Origin of the sequence: Citrobacter sp. Cf072 (assembly GCF_030334485.1) — a bacterium.
GTDB lineage: Bacteria > Pseudomonadota > Gammaproteobacteria > Enterobacterales > Enterobacteriaceae > Citrobacter > Citrobacter freundii.
On record NZ_JAOWDX010000045.1, the window covers coordinates 205,119 to 220,554 of the forward strand.

Annotated in this window: 14 protein-coding genes and 2 pseudogenes; 10 read left to right on the plus strand and 6 right to left on the minus strand. The window is 53.0% G+C overall.

Features of this window, described 5'->3' with window-relative positions:
* Positions 1–78 precede the first annotated feature (78 nt).
* The gene (gene zapG, locus OGX66_RS13300; RefSeq protein ID WP_003025147.1) at positions 79–477 is read right to left on the minus strand and encodes a Z-ring associated protein ZapG; all 399 of its coding nucleotides are present in this window, start codon (positions 475–477) and stop codon (positions 79–81) included.
* Positions 478–669: 192 nt separating this feature from the next.
* Between zapG and zapE the strand changes: the two genes are divergently transcribed.
* The 5 genes from zapE (at position 670) to sspB (ending at position 4,316) form a co-directional block, all read left to right on the plus strand.
* Positions 670–1,797: a cell division protein ZapE gene (gene zapE, locus OGX66_RS13305; protein WP_049015926.1), complete on the plus strand. Its 1,128-nt coding sequence runs from the start codon at positions 670–672 to the stop codon at positions 1,795–1,797.
* 218 nt (positions 1,798–2,015) lie between these two features.
* Positions 2,016–2,444 carry a 50S ribosomal protein L13 gene (gene rplM / locus OGX66_RS13310; protein WP_003025141.1) on the plus strand — a complete coding sequence of 143 codons (429 nt, stop codon included), beginning with the start codon at positions 2,016–2,018 and terminating at the stop codon, positions 2,442–2,444.
* A 15-nt stretch (positions 2,445–2,459) separates the two neighbouring features.
* Complete coding sequence (gene rpsI, locus OGX66_RS13315; RefSeq protein WP_003025138.1) at positions 2,460–2,852, plus strand: 30S ribosomal protein S9; 393 nt, start codon at positions 2,460–2,462, stop codon at positions 2,850–2,852.
* A gap of 316 nt (positions 2,853–3,168) precedes the next feature.
* Positions 3,169–3,807 (plus strand): stringent starvation protein SspA, encoded by a 639-nt coding sequence (gene sspA, locus OGX66_RS13320; RefSeq protein WP_003025132.1) that lies wholly within the window; start codon positions 3,169–3,171, stop codon positions 3,805–3,807.
* A gap of 5 nt (positions 3,808–3,812) precedes the next feature.
* Positions 3,813–4,316 carry a ClpXP protease specificity-enhancing factor gene (gene sspB / locus OGX66_RS13325; RefSeq protein ID WP_102190624.1) on the plus strand — a complete coding sequence of 168 codons (504 nt, stop codon included), beginning with the start codon at positions 3,813–3,815 and terminating at the stop codon, positions 4,314–4,316.
* Positions 4,317–4,372: 56 nt separating this feature from the next.
* On the opposite strand, the pseudogene dcuC reads toward sspB, so the two are convergent.
* Positions 4,373–5,728 (minus strand): annotated as a pseudogene (gene dcuC / locus OGX66_RS13330) (anaerobic C4-dicarboxylate transporter DcuC).
* Positions 5,729–6,088: 360 nt separating this feature from the next.
* Between dcuC and nanR the strand changes: the two are divergent.
* The 5 genes from nanR (at position 6,089) to nanQ (ending at position 11,080) form a co-directional block, all read left to right on the plus strand.
* On the plus strand, positions 6,089–6,880 hold the full coding sequence (gene nanR, locus OGX66_RS13335) for a transcriptional regulator NanR (RefSeq protein ID WP_003844825.1): 792 nt from the start codon (positions 6,089–6,091) through the stop codon (positions 6,878–6,880).
* Between the two features lie 259 nt (positions 6,881–7,139).
* Positions 7,140–8,033, plus strand: a complete 894-nt coding sequence (nanA, locus tag OGX66_RS13340) for an N-acetylneuraminate lyase (protein ID WP_003844827.1) — start codon at positions 7,140–7,142, stop codon at positions 8,031–8,033.
* 110 nt (positions 8,034–8,143) lie between these two features.
* Entirely contained in the window at positions 8,144–9,634 is a 1,491-nt protein-coding gene (locus OGX66_RS13345; RefSeq protein ID WP_003025119.1) for an MFS transporter, read from the plus strand.
* Between the two features lie 106 nt (positions 9,635–9,740).
* Positions 9,741–10,610: an N-acetylmannosamine kinase gene (gene nanK, locus OGX66_RS13350; protein ID WP_270933265.1), complete on the plus strand. Its 870-nt coding sequence runs from the start codon at positions 9,741–9,743 to the stop codon at positions 10,608–10,610.
* Between the two features lie 2 nt (positions 10,611–10,612).
* Positions 10,613–11,080: an N-acetylneuraminate anomerase gene (nanQ, locus tag OGX66_RS13355; protein WP_088903389.1), complete on the plus strand. Its 468-nt coding sequence runs from the start codon at positions 10,613–10,615 to the stop codon at positions 11,078–11,080.
* Positions 11,081–11,138: 58 nt separating this feature from the next.
* Here the strand turns inward: nanQ and OGX66_RS13360 are convergent, their stop codons facing one another.
* The 4 genes and pseudogenes from OGX66_RS13360 to OGX66_RS13375 form a co-directional block, all read right to left on the minus strand.
* Positions 11,139–12,419: a cytosine deaminase gene (locus tag OGX66_RS13360; RefSeq protein WP_286511651.1), complete on the minus strand. Its 1,281-nt coding sequence runs from the start codon at positions 12,417–12,419 to the stop codon at positions 11,139–11,141.
* Positions 12,409–13,659 (minus strand): cytosine permease, encoded by a 1,251-nt coding sequence (gene codB, locus OGX66_RS13365; RefSeq protein ID WP_003844832.1) that lies wholly within the window; start codon positions 13,657–13,659, stop codon positions 12,409–12,411. Before codB ends, OGX66_RS13360 begins: the two co-directional genes overlap by 11 nt.
* 102 nt (positions 13,660–13,761) lie before the next feature.
* A pseudogene (locus tag OGX66_RS13370) lies at positions 13,762–13,917 on the minus strand (DUF1016 domain-containing protein); the annotation flags it as partial.
* Positions 13,918–14,012: 95 nt separating this feature from the next.
* Entirely contained in the window at positions 14,013–15,431 is a 1,419-nt protein-coding gene (locus OGX66_RS13375) for a glutamate synthase small subunit (protein WP_003025096.1), read from the minus strand.
* Between the last annotated feature and the right edge of the window lie 5 nt (positions 15,432–15,436).

Genomic DNA, 15,436 nt, shown 5'->3' on the forward strand with positions numbered 1-15,436 from the left:
GACTAAATAATAGCTGGGACGGGAAGAGAAGCGGAGGGCGCAATTGCTGCGCCCAATAAATTTCTTAACGATGTGCGGTTAGTCGCGCTTTGCGCCACTACGCAGCAGGCCAGATGCCCCTTCAGAATAGTCACGTGGCATCTGAACCGGCGCCTGATCGTTGCCTGCTTCAGACTCTGCCAGACGATTACGGAACGGGTTGTTTTCCGGCGACATACCCGGCAGCAGGTTGCTGGAGCTTTTCGCCATGTGCTGGTAAATCTGACGATAATCGTCCGCCATGTTATCCAGCAATTCAGCGCTGCGGGCAAAGTGGCTCACCAGTTCTTCACGGTACTCTTCCAGCTCAGCTTTATTTTTTTCCAGTTCGTACTGCAATGCCTGCTGTTGGCGTAATTTCCGATTACCAAAACGCATGGCTACAGCACCAATAATGATACCGACGACTAACCCAATTAGCGCATATTCCCAGGTCATGAACATCTCCCGTTGTCTTGTGTTTCCGTAGGGTGTTGGCTTTAGGCTCCATGCCTGCGCCTGATTATGCCACTATAACCGCTAATCCCGTAGAAGTGGAATCCCGTGTTTATATCACGTAATGTAGAACGGCCTTTTTTTCGTCAACCGTGAGCGACGGCACATCGATTCTCAAGGAATAACAATAACATCATGCAAAGCCTTTCCCCGACATCGCGTTACCAGCAAGCCCTCAACGACGGCAGTCATCAGCCCGACAATGTACAACAAGAAGCCGTGAATCGACTGGAAACAATTTTCCAGGCACTTACGACGCCAGCACATCCTGCGCCGCAGGAGAGCGGACTGATGGCGCGTTTTGGCAAATTGCTGGGCAAGCGTGAGTCGCCGATCAACGCGCCGGTGCGTGGTTTATATATGTGGGGCGGAGTTGGGCGCGGAAAAACCTGGCTGATGGATCTGTTTTACCATAGTCTGCCGGGCGAACGTAAACAGCGTTTGCATTTTCACCGTTTTATGCTGCGTGTGCATGAAGAGCTTACTGCCTTACAGGGGCAGAGCGATCCGCTGGAAATCATCGCCGATCGCTTTAAGGCCGAAACGGACGTGCTGTGCTTTGACGAATTTTTTGTTTCTGATATTACCGACGCCATGCTACTCGGCGGCCTGATGAAGGCTCTGTTTGCCCGTGGCATTACGCTGGTGGCGACCTCCAATATTCCGCCCGATGAGCTGTATCGTAACGGTTTACAACGCGCGCGTTTTCTTCCTGCCATTGATGCTATCAAACAGCATTGCGACATAATGAATGTTGATGCTGGCGTCGATTATCGTCTGCGCACCTTAACGCAGGCGCATTTGTGGCTGTCGCCACTGAATGAGGAAACCCGCCAACAGATGGATAAACTCTGGCTGGCATTAGCGGGAACCAAAGGTGAACATGCGCCGACGCTGGAGATCAATCATCGTCCGATGCAGACGCTGGCCGTCGAAAACCAAACGCTGGCGGTGTCATTTACCACACTCTGTGTCGATGCGCGTAGCCAGCATGACTACATTGCGCTGTCGCGTTTGTTTCACACGGTACTGTTGTCTGATGTGCCGGTCATGACTCCGCTGATGGAGAGTGAAGCGCGGCGCTTTATCGCATTGGTGGATGAGTTCTACGAACGCCACGTCAAGCTGGTGGTCAGCGCGGCATCGCCACTCTATGAAATTTATCAGGGCGAGCGTCTGAAGTTTGAATTTCAGCGCTGTTTGTCGCGTTTGCAGGAGATGCAAAGCGAAGAGTATCTGAAGCGGGAACATTTAGCCGGTTAAACCTGCCGCAAATCACATAAAGGGGTCGATCTTTGACCCTGACTTCTCTATAATCTTGCGACCCCACGTTACGAGAGAGTTTTTTTCCCAAAACTTTCTATGCGCCGGCATAGGCTATTCGAAGGGGTAGGTTTGCTGGACAATGTCGTGTGAACCTCAACTGACAAAACGTTTGGGTGTTCACCAACGTGTAACTTATTTATTTGGGTAAGCTTTTAATGAAAACTTTTACAGCTAAACCAGAAACCGTAAAACGCGACTGGTATGTTGTTGACGCGACCGGTAAAACTCTGGGCCGTCTGGCTTCCGAACTGGCTCTGCGCCTGCGCGGTAAGCACAAAGCGGAATACACTCCGCACGTAGATACCGGTGATTACATCATCGTTCTGAACGCTGACAAAGTTGCTGTAACCGGCAACAAGCGTACTGACAAAGTGTACTATCACCACACCGGCCACATCGGTGGTATCAAACAAGCGACCTTTGAAGAGATGATTGCTCGCCGTCCTGAGCGTGTGCTTGAAATCGCGGTTAAAGGCATGCTGCCAAAAGGCCCGCTGGGTCGTGCTATGTTCCGTAAACTGAAAGTTTACGCTGGCAACGAGCACAACCACGCGGCACAGCAACCGCAAGTTCTTGACATCTAATCGGGATTATAGGCAATGGCTGAAAATCAATACTACGGCACTGGTCGCCGCAAAAGTTCCGCAGCTCGCGTTTTCATCAAACCGGGCAGTGGTAAAATCGTAATCAACCAACGTTCTCTGGAACAGTACTTCGGTCGTGAAACTGCCCGCATGGTAGTTCGTCAGCCGCTGGAACTGGTCGACATGGTTGAGAAACTGGATCTGTACATCACTGTTAAAGGTGGTGGTATCTCTGGTCAGGCTGGTGCGATCCGTCACGGTATCACCCGCGCTCTGATGGAGTACGACGAGTCCCTGCGTGGCGAACTGCGTAAAGCTGGCTTCGTTACCCGTGATGCTCGTCAGGTTGAACGTAAGAAAGTCGGTCTGCGTAAAGCACGTCGTCGTCCTCAGTTCTCCAAACGTTAATTGTACTCTGCTTCGGCAGACGACAATTTGCGAAAAAACCCGCTTTGGCGGGTTTTTTTATCGTTATTTCTCGCCTCAGATCCACGGTAATCCGCTGATTGCCACCTCTTTTTCCCCATTTCAAGAATCGACTCACCACAAAGGTCACAAAATCTGGTAAACTATCATCCAATTTTCTGCCCAAATGTCCGGTATCGTTCATTTTTTGTTTGTATTTTGAACAGCAATGACTTTCCCGAGTCTGGGTGACATCACTTCTGGCTGGCCACTGAGTGGCTGGTAGCAGTAAAAATTCTGAATATACCTGGAGGTTTTCATGGCTGTCGCTGCCAACAAACGTTCGGTAATGACGCTGTTTTCTGGTCCTACTGACATCTATAGCCATCAGGTCCGCATTGTGCTGGCTGAGAAAGGTGTTAGTTTCGAGATTGAGCACGTGGAGAAGGACAATCCACCTCAGGATCTGATCGACCTCAACCCGAATCAGAGCGTACCGACACTGGTGGATCGTGAGCTGACCCTGTGGGAATCTCGCATCATTATGGAATACCTGGATGAGCGCTTCCCGCATCCGCCGCTGATGCCGGTTTACCCGGTTGCGCGTGGTGAAAGCCGCCTGTACATGCAGCGTATTGAAAAAGACTGGTACACGCTGATGAATGTCATCGTGAACGGTTCTGCATCTGAAGCCGAAGTCGCGCGTAAGCGTCTGCGCGAAGAACTGCTGGCAATTGCGCCAGTATTTGGCCAGAAACCTTACTTCCTGAGCGATGAGTTCAGCCTGGTAGACTGCTACCTGGCGCCGCTGCTGTGGCGTTTACCGCAGCTGGGTATTGAATTCAACGGTGCAGGTTCGAAAGAACTGAAAGGGTACATGACTCGCGTCTTCGAACGTGACTCTTTCCTGGCTTCTCTGACTGAGCCTGAACGTGAAATGCGTCTGGGCCGGGGTTAACCTGTATGGATTTGCCACAGCTAACACCACGCCGTCCGTATCTGCTGCGCGCATTCTATGAGTGGTTGCTAGACAACCAGCTCACGCCGCATCTGGTGGTGGATGTGACGCTCCAGGACGTGCAGGTTCCAATGGAATATGCGCGTGACGGGCAAATTGTTCTGAATATTGCACCGCGTGCGGTGGGCAACCTGGAACTGGCTAACGATGAAGTGCGCTTTAACGCGCGCTTCGGTGGTGTGCCGCGTCAGGTGTCTGTGCCGTTGGCTGCTGTTCTGGCAATTTATGCACGTGAAAATGGCGCCGGTACGATGTTCGAACCGGAAGCCGCCTACGACGAAGATGTTGCCAGCTTAAATGATGACGACAACAACGCGTCTGGTTTTGAGAGTGAAACAGTCATGTCGGTCATTGATGGCGATAAGCCTGACAATGGCGACGACAACGATCCTGATGACACTCCGCCGCCACCTCGCGGTGGGCGTCCAGCGCTGCGCGTAGTGAAATAAATAGTGAAATAAAAAAACAGGCCCTTTCGGGCCTGTTCTGTTTTCTGGCTTCGGGATCAGTAAAACAGCGCGATGGTGGCTACCATATTCACCACAAATCCTACTGCCATCGGGATTGCTGTACGTTTTACTACTTCAAAGGGCGATACGCCGGCAATACCTGATGTCACGACAATTACAGCGGTTATGGGTGACACCGCGCGGGCAAGCGTAGTGGCAAAATGCATCGGCATAATCATCACTACTGCAGGAATATGCAGCCCGGCGGCAATATCCGGAATGAGGCTGGCAAAAGACATAAACGGTGCGTTGCCTGACCCCATGACAATCGCACAGGCGGCGATGACCACCGCCATGATGATCATCACGCCGATGCCGCCAAGACCGGAATGCTCTGCGCCTTTTATTACGGCGTCGACAGTCCCGATAGTCGTCAACCCTTTCGCAAAGATTTCACCGGCGACCACCAGCGTGACAACGTTGGCGAACTGCGTCCCCATGCCGTCAAAAAAAGCCTGCACATCATCCATCGTTTCGCGCAGATTATGTTTATGCAGGAATTCAACAAACATAGTCAGCGTCATGCTCATCAACATCACCACCACCAGATTCAACTCTGCTTTCATTAGCCCCATTTGCGCAAGGGCAAGCGAGCCCAGCATCAGGATCAGCGGCATGACGGGTTAGAGCGGAGGTACGTTTTCCAGCGTCTTTTGTTCAGCAAATCCGTTGCTTTCCGGTGCGGCTTTTTTATCAAACTGACGCTGAACGAAAAAATGCGCAATGGCGACGGCGACAATGACACACGACGCGACGGGCAACTGGTATTGAAAGAAATAAGTGGCGATTTTCATACCCGCGACCTGCGCGGCAAAAATCGAGTTGGTTTCCAGAATGCCCCATTCAATAGACATTGAGGTGGCAATGACCGCCACTGCAGATAAACGGCTCACGCCAAGACTGACCAGCGTTGGGAATAGCGTCACCATCAGCAACATACCTAACCCGGATGCGCTGGTAATGAATTGCGCCATGATCTGACCAATAACATAGGTGGCGGCAAGCACAACATAGGGTGAGCGGATTAGCTTGAGCGGGCGGCTTAACAGGCTAACCATCGCTCTGCTGGCTCCCATTCTGTCCATATAACGGGCATAACCACCCACCGCCATGATTGATAACCCCAGTCCGGCCGCGCGGTTGGAGAGCATACGCAAAATTTCGTTGTAAATATCGACCAGTAGATAGCCACTGCTCTTATCGTCAGCGACCAACACGCCGTAGCCCAGCCAGACACCGCAGATCATCAGGAAGATCCCGGCGGCGGCCAGCACGACCTGCGGTTTGTAGTTTTTGAGGATCAGGTAACCCATCGTTAATAAAACGATGACAGAGATAATGATGCCGAACATTGTTTCACTCCATGCCAGAGAAGAAGATAAATCCGGTAATAACGCTGTTATCCCAACGGATGTTATATTTTTCTGGGCATTTTTTATGGAGTGAATATCTTATTTTTAATTCGAGGATTTAATTATTTATCGTTATAAAATAGATGGTTATGATAAATTATCATGTTAATGTTCATAAATTTCATGAAGATGATATAACTCTATTAAATTAAAAATAGGCGGAAGATACTCGCTTAAAATAATATTGCTGTTACGTATGTTATCAATAAGCCAGCGGGGGCGGATCGACCATCATTTCACCCTGCTTTCGATCCTGTGTTAGGATAAACCCGCTGTTGTTTGTCACCACGACTTAGCTGAATGGACCCTATGAACGCATTTGATTCGCAAGCTGAAGACTCTCCATCCACCATTGGCCGTAGCTTACGCAATCGCCCGCTTGCGCGTAAAAAACTGTCTGAAATGGTTGAGGAAGAACTGGAGCAGATGATTCGTCGTCGGGAATTTGGCGAGGGCGAACAGTTGCCGTCTGAGCGGGAGCTGATGGCCTTCTTTAACGTGGGCCGTCCTTCTGTACGAGAAGCGCTGGCCGCGTTAAAACGCAAAGGTCTGGTACAAATCAACAACGGCGAGCGCGCCCGCGTTTCGCGTCCTTCAGCTGATACCATCATCAGTGAGCTGTCTGGTATGGCGAAAGATTTCCTCGCACATCCCGGCGGCATTGCCCACTTCGAGCAGTTGCGACTGTTCTTTGAATCAAGCCTGGTTCGATACGCCGCCGAACATGCGACAGATGAGCAAATCGACAGGCTGGCGAAAGCGCTGGAGATCAACAGCCAGTCGCTTGATGACAATACGTTGTTCATCCGTTCGGACGTTGATTTTCACCGCGTACTGGCGGAGATCCCGGGCAATCCCATCTTTATGGCGATCCATGTTGCGCTGTTAGACTGGTTAATTGCTGCCCGTCCGGCCGTTGCCGATCAAGAATTGTATGAGCACAATAACGTGAGTTATCAGCAGCATATCGCTATTGTTGACGCGATTCGTCAGCGCGATCCTGAAGAAGCAGACCGCGCACTGCAAGAACATCTCAATAGCGTTTCCGCAACCTGGCACGCCTTCAGCAAAAGTAAAAAATTGCGTAAGTAATCGCGATCCTGACGATCTTTTAAACCCAAAATCATTCAAGTTGCATCAAGGCGGCAAGAGAGCGAGTCCCCTGGAGCATAGATAACTATGTGACAGGGGTGAGCGAACGCAGCCAACGCAGAGGCGGCTCGAAGGATGAAGTGTTTAGTGAGGTAGATCGCACTATAAGCGTTCTCTATTGTATTGCTGCTTATTTGATCTGGTATAACAGGTATAAAGGTATGCAGTCAGATAACACTAATCATCGTCAGAGGTCGTTATGGCAAGAAATTTAAAAGGCGTAATGCCAGCGTTGTTAACTCCATTCGATAACCAACAGAAACTGGACATCGAGAGCCTGCGCCGTCTGGTGCGTTTCAACATTGGGCAGGGGATCGATGGGCTCTACGTTGGTGGCTCAACGGGTGAGGCCTTTGTCCAGAACCGCGCTGAAAGAGAGCAGGTTCTGGAAATTGTTGCTGAAGAAGCAAAAGGCAAGGTGACGCTGATCGCCCATGTTGGCACGGTGAGCACCGAAGAGAGCCAACAGCTGGCGAGCGCTGCGCATCGCTACGGATTTGATGCGGTTTCGGCCGTCACGCCGTTTTACTATCCGTTCAGCTTTGAAGAGCACTGCGATCACTACCGCGCAATTATTGATTCCGCCGATGGCTTACCGATGGTGGTCTATAACATCCCGGCACTGAGCGGCGTAAAACTGACGCTGGATCAGATCAACACGCTGGTGACGTTGCCGGGCGTTGGCGCACTGAAGCAAACTTCTGGCGATCTCTATCAGATGGAACAGATCCGCCGCGCTCATCCCGATCTGGTGCTTTATAACGGTTATGACGAGATCTTCGCTTCTGGACTGCTAGCAGGCGCAGATGGTGGTATCGGTAGCACTTACAACATCATGGGATGGCGTTATCAGGGAATTGTGAAAGCGCTCAAAGAAGGTGACATTCGCACGGCGCAAAAGCTGCAAACCGAGTGCAATAAGGTTATCGATCTGCTTATTAAGGTTGGCGTGTTCCGCGGCCTGAAAACAGTACTGCACTATATGGATGTGGTTTCTGTTCCACTGTGCCGTAAACCCTTTGCTCCGGTAGATGAACGCTATCTGCCGGAACTGAAAGCGCTGGCAAACCAACTGCTGGCGGAAAAGGCGTAATCGCGGGTCGCCGGGGGCGCTTCGCTTGCCCGGCCTGGATTTTTCGACCGTAAGCCGGGTAAGGCAAAGCCACCACCCGGCACAACAACAAAGATCGTCGGGAGAGTAAAATGAGTACTTCTACCCAGAGCATCCCGTGGTATCGCCATCTCAATCGGGCACAATGGCGGGCATTTTCCGCCGCCTGGCTGGGATATTTGCTTGATGGTTTCGATTTTGTGTTAATCGCCCTGGTGCTGACAGAAGTGCAGGGCGAATTCGGACTGACGACGGTGCAGGCCGCCAGCCTGATCTCGGCCGCCTTTATCTCCCGTTGGTTTGGCGGGTTAATGCTGGGGGCAATGGGCGACCGTTACGGACGCCGTCTGGCAATGGTCACCAGCATCATTCTGTTCTCCGTGGGGACGCTGGCCTGCGGCTTCGCGCCGGGCTACACCACCATGTTTATCGCCCGTCTGGTTATCGGTATGGGAATGGCGGGTGAGTACGGCTCCAGTGCAACCTATGTTATTGAAAGTTGGCCTAAACACCTGCGAAATAAAGCCAGTGGCTTCCTGATTTCCGGCTTTTCCGTTGGTGCCGTGATCGCCGCGCAGGTCTACAGCCTGGTGGTTCCGGTCTGGGGATGGCGTGCGCTGTTCTTCATCGGCATCCTGCCAATTATCTTCGCCCTCTGGCTGCGTAAAAATATTCCGGAAGCGGAAGACTGGAAAGAGAAACACGAAGGCAAAGCGCCAGTGCGCACGATGGTGGATATTCTCTACCGGGGCGAGCATCGGGTAATTAATATTCTGATGACGATCGCCGCTGCAACCGCGCTGTGGTTCTGCTTTGCTGGCGACCTGCAAAATGCGGCTATCGTGGCGGTCCTCGGCCTGATATGTGCGTTTATTTTCATTAGCTTTATGGTGCAAAGCAGCGGGAAGCGCTGGCCGACGGGCGTCATGCTGATGGTGGTTGTACTATTCGCCTTCCTGTACTCGTGGCCGATTCAGGCACTGTTGCCAACCTATCTGAAAACCGAACTGCTGTACGATCCTTCCACGGTGGCCAGAGTGCTCTTCTTTAGCGGTTTTGGTGCGGCGGTCGGTTGTTGCGTCGGCGGTTTTCTTGGCGACTGGCTGGGCACGCGCAAGGCCTATGTCTGCAGTCTGCTGGCTTCGCAGTTGCTGATTATTCCGGTATTTGCGATTGGCGGCTCAAACGTCTGGGTGCTGGGTTTGTTGCTGTTTTTCCAGCAAATGCTCGGCCAGGGGATCTCCGGGATCTTACCAAAACTGATTGGCGGCTATTTCGATACCGACCAGCGTGCGGCGGGCCTGGGCTTCACCTATAACGTGGGCGCACTGGGTGGGGCTCTGGCACCGATCATCGGCGCGCTGATTGCCCAACGTCTGGATCTGGGCACCGCGCTGGGATCGCTCTCTTTCGGCCTGACATTTGTGGTGATCCTGCTGATTGGTCTCGATATGCCGTCCCGCGTACAGCGCTGGCTGCGTCCTGAAGCGTTACGTACGCATGATGCCATTGATGGTCGACCGTTTAGCGGGGCTGTGCCGTTCGGCGGTGACAAAAGCACCATGGTGAAATCCAAAAGTTAATCCCATTGCCCGGTGTTGAACCGGGCTATTAGCGTAAGGGAAGAAGGATGTCGTTACTTGAGCAACGGGATAAAAAGCGTATCACCGCGATGCAGAAGGCGGTGTCATGACCACATTGGCAATTGATATCGGCGGTACCAAACTGGCTGCCGCGCTGTTAGACAGTAATCTGCAAATTCGCGAGCGGCGTGAATTGCCGACGCCCGCCAGCAAAACGCCGGAGGCGCTGCGCGCTGCGCTGCAAGCACTGGTTGCACCGCTACAGGGGCGTGCTAATCGGGTGGCGATCGCCTCGACGGGGATTATCCGTGAGGGGGCTTTACTGGCGCTGAATCCGCATAACCTTGGCGGGTTGATGCATTTTCCGCTGACACAAACGCTGGAACAAATCACCGGCCTGCCGACGCTGGCAGTCAATGACGCACAGGCAGCGGCCTGGGCGGAATACCACGCTCTGGCGGATGAGATAAGCGACATGGTTTTTATCACCGTGTCGACAGGCGTCGGCGGCGGCGTGATCAGCAACGGCAAGTTACTCTCCGGGTCTGGTGGTCTGGCTGGACACTTAGGACATACGCTGGCGGATCTCAATGGACCGGCCTGCGGCTGCGGGCGTGTGGGCTGCGTCGAGGCGATTGCTTCCGGTCGAGGGATCGCGGCTGCGGCCGAAGGTACACTTGCTGGATGCGATGCCAAAACCATTTTTAGCCGCGCCGGGCAAGGAGATGAGCAGGCAAGCAGGTTGATCCATCGCTCGGCGCGTACTTTGGCAAGGCTTGTCGCCGATGTGAAGGCCACGACCGATTGCCAGATTGTGGTGATCGGCGGCAGCGTTGGGCTGGCTGAAGGATATCTGGCGCTGGTTGAACATTATCTGGCACAAGAGCCCTTGGCCTATCACGTGGAATTACTGGCGGCGCATTACCGCCATGACGCTGGATTACTGGGGGCCGCGCTGTTGGCCCAGGGAGAATGATGATGATATCAGATGAGTTGCGTTCACTGCCTTCTGCCGGATTACATCCGGTCTTACAGCAGGCATTAACGCTTGCCATTGCGGCGAATCCGCAGGAGAAAACGCCAGGGCGCTACGCGTTGCAGGGCGATACTATTTTTATGAATGTCATGCAGTTTGCGACGCAGAGCCCAGAGCAAAAGAAAGCGGAACTGCATCAGCAGTACATTGATATTCAGGTGCTGTTGTCCGGCGAAGAACGCATTCTGTTCGGGATGACCGATTCTGCTCGCCAGTGCGATGAGATGCATGTTGAGGATGACTATCAGCTGTGCAGCGAGATTGCCGATGAGCAGGCGATCGTACTGAAGCCGGGAAGATTTGCGATTTTTATGCCGGGCGAGCCGCATAAACCGGGCTGTATGGTGGAAGGGCCGGGGGAAATCAAAAAGGTCGTGATCAAGGTGCGCGCCAGCTTATTACAAGCCTGACGATGAGAGACCGTGTCGGATGGCAAGGCTTGCGCCATCCGACACTGGATAGAACAACTTAGCGCTTAAACGTCACTGCTTCCGGCTGCGTCAGATGCAGCGTGGTCTGGCTTGGCACTGTCTCAGCAATGACTCGCCCGTGACGAATGGAATAACGGGCAGGCGTCTGGCGACGAACCGCGTCAAACCCATTTTCTGCCGCTAAAATCACCAGATTTCCGGAGTTTCCCACGTTCAGACCGTAATCCTGCAGGTGCAGGGTTTTCGCACTGTGGGTGGTAACCAGGTTCAGCCCATCGTTGATCTGTCCGTATCCCATCAGCTGACACACATGTAATCCCATATGCAGTACCTGCAGCATATTGGCGGTGCCCAGCGGATACCATGGGTCGAAGACGTCATCATGGCCGAAGCAGACGTTGATCTCCGCTTCCAGCATCTCTTTGACGCGCGTTACGCCGCGACGTTTAGGATACGTATCAAAGCGCCCTTGCAGGTGAATATTTACCAGTGGGTTCGCGACAAAGTTAATGCCGGACATTTTCAACAGGCGAAAGAGGCGGGAAGCATACGCGCCGTTATAGGAATGCATTGCCGTGGTATGGCTGGCGGTCACGCGTTCGCCCATATTGTCACGATGCGCCAGCGCCGCGACGGTTTCAACAAAGCGTGACTGCTCATCGTCAATTTCGTCGCAGTGCACATCGATAAGCCGATCGTATTTCTGCGCCAGAGCGAAAATTTTGTGCAGCGACTCAACGCCATATTCACGCGTAAATTCAAAGTGGGGGATCGCGCCAATGACGTCTGCGCCCAAACGCACGGCTTCCTCTAATAGCGCTTCACCGTTGGGGTAAGAAAGAATGCCCTCTTGCGGGAAGGCGACAATTTGCAGCTCAACCCACGGCGCGACTTCTTGCTTCACCTCCAGCATGGCTTTCAGTGCAGTCAGCGTCGGATCGGAAACGTCAACGTGCGTGCGGACATACTGGATGCCGTTGGCCATCTGCCACTTCAGCGTCTGCATGGCGCGCGCTTTGACGTCTTCGTGCGTGAGCATTGCCTTACGTTCGGCCCAACTCTCAATGCCTTCAAATAACGTACCAGACTGGTTCCAGCTCGGCTCGCCTGCAGTTTGCGTGGTGTCCAGATGGATATGTGGCTCAACGAACGGTGGAATGGCCAGGCCGCCTTCGGCATCAAGCACTTCGCCCAGCGGTAACGTGGCGGTGTCCTGTGGCTCAATCCGGCTGAAGCGCCCGTTTTCAATCGTGAGCTGCCACAATCCTTCGCGTCCCTGTAAACGTGCCTGACGAAGGGTGATGTTATTATTCTGCATGGCTGACCTCTGGTGATTTAGCAAGGCTGCGATTGAAAAGTGGATTCAGCAGGATATAGCTGAATACGCCGCCAAGTACGGCGTTGACGGGCACAATACCGGGAATATAGTGACCTGCGGCAATGCCCAATGCAACGGACAGGATCGCTATCCAGTTTACGGAAATAAATTGCGCTTTGCTGAAGTCGGCATAGCGACGATGGTTCAGCAGATAGTCGGCGATGATCACCCCGCCAATCGGGGGAATTGCTGCCGACAGAAAAGTCAGCCAACCGACAAAGTTATTGTAAAGCCATAGCGCACACAATGTGCCGATAATACCGTTAGCCACCGACAGCGTACGGCTGGAAAGGCCGGTAATATTGGCAAATCCCAGACCTGAGGCATACAGCGCATTGTCGTTAGTCGTCCAGATGTTCAGACCGAGCACTACAATCGCGGGCAGCAGCAGTCCCTGGGCAATCATCACGTCAGAGATATCCGCCTGTCCAACCGCAGCCGCGCCCGCAGCGCCGAAGATGAACATCAAGGAGTTGCCAAGGAAAAACGCCACCATGGCAATCAGCACCGCGCCTTTGGCGTTGCGACCAAAGCGAACGAAGTCGGCGGTTAATGTTCCTGCGCTGACAAACGAACCGACCACCAGCGCCAGGGCGGTGGAGAAATTCAGCGGCGTCTGCGGCACTATCGCTTTTAAATGGTCTAAACCGCCGACATCACTCACCGCCAGCCAGACGGAGTAGCTGCCAAGAACGACGATGGCAGGCACGGCGATGATAGATAAAACTGTCAGCGCCGAGATGCCAAAAAAGATGGTCAGGGTCATCAACAGACCAGAAACCGCAATCAGGATATTGACGTCAATTCCCGTCGCTTTGCCCACCGGGATAGCAAACATAGCCACACCCACGCCAAACCAGCCTACCTGCGTACCGCCTAACAACAGTGAGGGAAGCCATGAACCTTTCAAACCAAATGAGTAACGCGCCAGAAGGTGGGTTGAGAGCCCTGTTTTTGCGCCGATAAAACCGAGAAATGCAGTGTAAATACCGAGGAGAAGATTACCGAAGAGAACTGCCAGGAAGAAATCATTATAGGAAAGACCGGTACCGAGTGTGCCACCGGTCCACATACTGGCGGAAAAAAATGTAAGCCCCAACATAACAAATGTTAGTGGAACCACGCCTTTCCGCGCCGCCAGAGGGACGGGGCCCTGGCTATAATTGTTGTCCTGCGACACAACGCCTCCATGAATTTTGCCCAAAAAATCCGCCGCATAATATACAGTTCTCAGAATAAAGCAAACGATTACGTATAATCTTTACATGGTTATTATTTATGGTGTTGATGATTGCGTTGATTTTCGGGCATAGGCATTTTTAACCGACAAGAGGCGGACATACACCGACCAGGGTTGTGTGAAAGATTTAGCCAGTTGCGCCAAATGGTAAGATTCTGCAGACACTGTCTGCGGAATTTCAATGTACTGAATATACAGCTGTATTTGTGAGCGGTTATCGAAAAATGATACCGCATGTATTTAGTGGAGGAATATAGGCTCCCCATCGATCAGCGTCAGGGGAGCCAGATGTATTACACTTCCAGGTAATTCAGAATCCCGTCTGCCGCTTTACGACCTTCGGCAATCGCGGTGACCACCAGATCCGAACCGCGTACGATGTCGCCACCGGCGAAGATTTTCGGGTTGCTGGTCTGGAAAGCGTTGTCGCTACGTTCCGGGGCAATAATGCGCCCCTGTGAATCCAGTTCGACGCTGTGCTCTTTCAACCATTCCATGCTATGTGGGCGGAAACCAAACGCCAGGACCACGGCATCAGCCGGAACAACGTGCTCGGAGCCAGCGACGATCTCCGCACGGCGACGTCCCTTCGCATCCGGTTCGCCCATTTCAGTACGCGCCATTTTCACGCCGCACACTTTCCCGTTGGCATTCACTTCCACACCTAAAGGCTGGACGTTGAACTGGAACTCGACGCCTTCTTCGCGCGCGTTTTTCACTTCGCGTTTCGAACCCGGCATGTTCTCTTCATCGCGACGATAGGCGCAGATAACGTGTGATGCTTCCTGACGTACGGAGGTGCGCACGCAGTCCATCGCGGTATCGCCACCGCCGAGCACGACGACACGTTTGCCTTCCATGCTGATGTATGGCTCATTGCTGCTTTCGCCAAAGCCCATCAACTGTTTGGTATTGGCAATCAGGAACGGCAGGGCATCAAACACGCCATCAGCGTCTTCGTTTTCCAGCCCGCCGCGCATCGACTGATAGGTTCCTACGCCAAGGAACACGGCGTCGTAATCCTTCAGCAAATCGTTGAGCTGTACGTCACGGCCTACTTCCACGTTGAGTTTGAACTCAATGCCCATGCCGGTGAAGATTTCACGGCGACGGGTCATGACCTCTTTTTCCAGCTTGAAGGCTGGGATACCGAAGGTCAGCAAGCCGCCGATTTCCGGGTGACGGTCAAATACCACAGCCTTTACGCCGTTGCGGGTCAGCACATCAGCACAGGCCAGGCCCGCAGGCCCCGCACCGATAATCGCCACGCGCTTGTCCGTCTGGCGAACGCCGGTCATATCCGGACGCCAGCCCATCTCGAACGCTTTATCGTTGATATAGCGCTCAATATTGCCGATAGTTACCGCGCCAAACTCATCGTTCAGCGTACAGGATCCTTCACACAGACGGTCCTGCGGACACACGCGCCCGCAGACTTCCGGCAGGGTGTTGGTCTGGTGCGAAAGCTCTGCCGCTTCAAAAATACGTCCCTCATTCGCCAACTTCAGCCAGTTCGGGATGTAGTTATGCACCGGACACTTCCACTCGCAGTACGGGTTACCGCAGGACAGGCAGCGATCTGCCTGTGCTTTGGCCTGACCTTCAGAAAACGGCTCGTAGATCTCGATAAACTCGATCTTGCGGATCTTCAGCGGCTTCTTCGGCGGATCAACACGCTGCAGGTCGATAAATTGGTATACGTTCTGACTCATTGCTG

Excerpts from the sequence above, each read along its gene's own strand:
- sspA (WP_003025132.1), top strand. The coding sequence starts at position 3,169 with ATGGCTGTCGCTGCCAACAAACGTTCGGTAATGACGCTGTTTTCTGGT.
- OGX66_RS13345 (WP_003025119.1), top strand. The coding sequence starts at position 8,144 with ATGAGTACTTCTACCCAGAGCATCCCGTGGTATCGCCATCTCAATCGG.
- nanR (WP_003844825.1), top strand. The coding sequence starts at position 6,089 with ATGGACCCTATGAACGCATTTGATTCGCAAGCTGAAGACTCTCCATCC.
- nanA (WP_003844827.1), top strand. The coding sequence starts at position 7,140 with ATGGCAAGAAATTTAAAAGGCGTAATGCCAGCGTTGTTAACTCCATTC.
- sspB (WP_102190624.1), top strand. The coding sequence starts at position 3,813 with ATGGATTTGCCACAGCTAACACCACGCCGTCCGTATCTGCTGCGCGCA.
- zapE (WP_049015926.1), top strand. The coding sequence starts at position 670 with ATGCAAAGCCTTTCCCCGACATCGCGTTACCAGCAAGCCCTCAACGAC.
- rplM (WP_003025141.1), top strand. The coding sequence starts at position 2,016 with ATGAAAACTTTTACAGCTAAACCAGAAACCGTAAAACGCGACTGGTAT.
- rpsI (WP_003025138.1), top strand. The coding sequence starts at position 2,460 with ATGGCTGAAAATCAATACTACGGCACTGGTCGCCGCAAAAGTTCCGCA.
- nanQ (WP_088903389.1), top strand. The coding sequence starts at position 10,613 with ATGATATCAGATGAGTTGCGTTCACTGCCTTCTGCCGGATTACATCCG.
- zapG (WP_003025147.1), bottom strand. The coding sequence starts at position 477 with ATGACCTGGGAATATGCGCTAATTGGGTTAGTCGTCGGTATCATTATT.
- OGX66_RS13375 (WP_003025096.1), bottom strand. The coding sequence starts at position 15,431 with ATGAGTCAGAACGTATACCAATTTATCGACCTGCAGCGTGTTGATCCG.
- OGX66_RS13360 (WP_286511651.1), bottom strand. The coding sequence starts at position 12,419 with ATGCAGAATAATAACATCACCCTTCGTCAGGCACGTTTACAGGGACGC.
- nanK (WP_270933265.1), top strand. The coding sequence starts at position 9,741 with ATGACCACATTGGCAATTGATATCGGCGGTACCAAACTGGCTGCCGCG.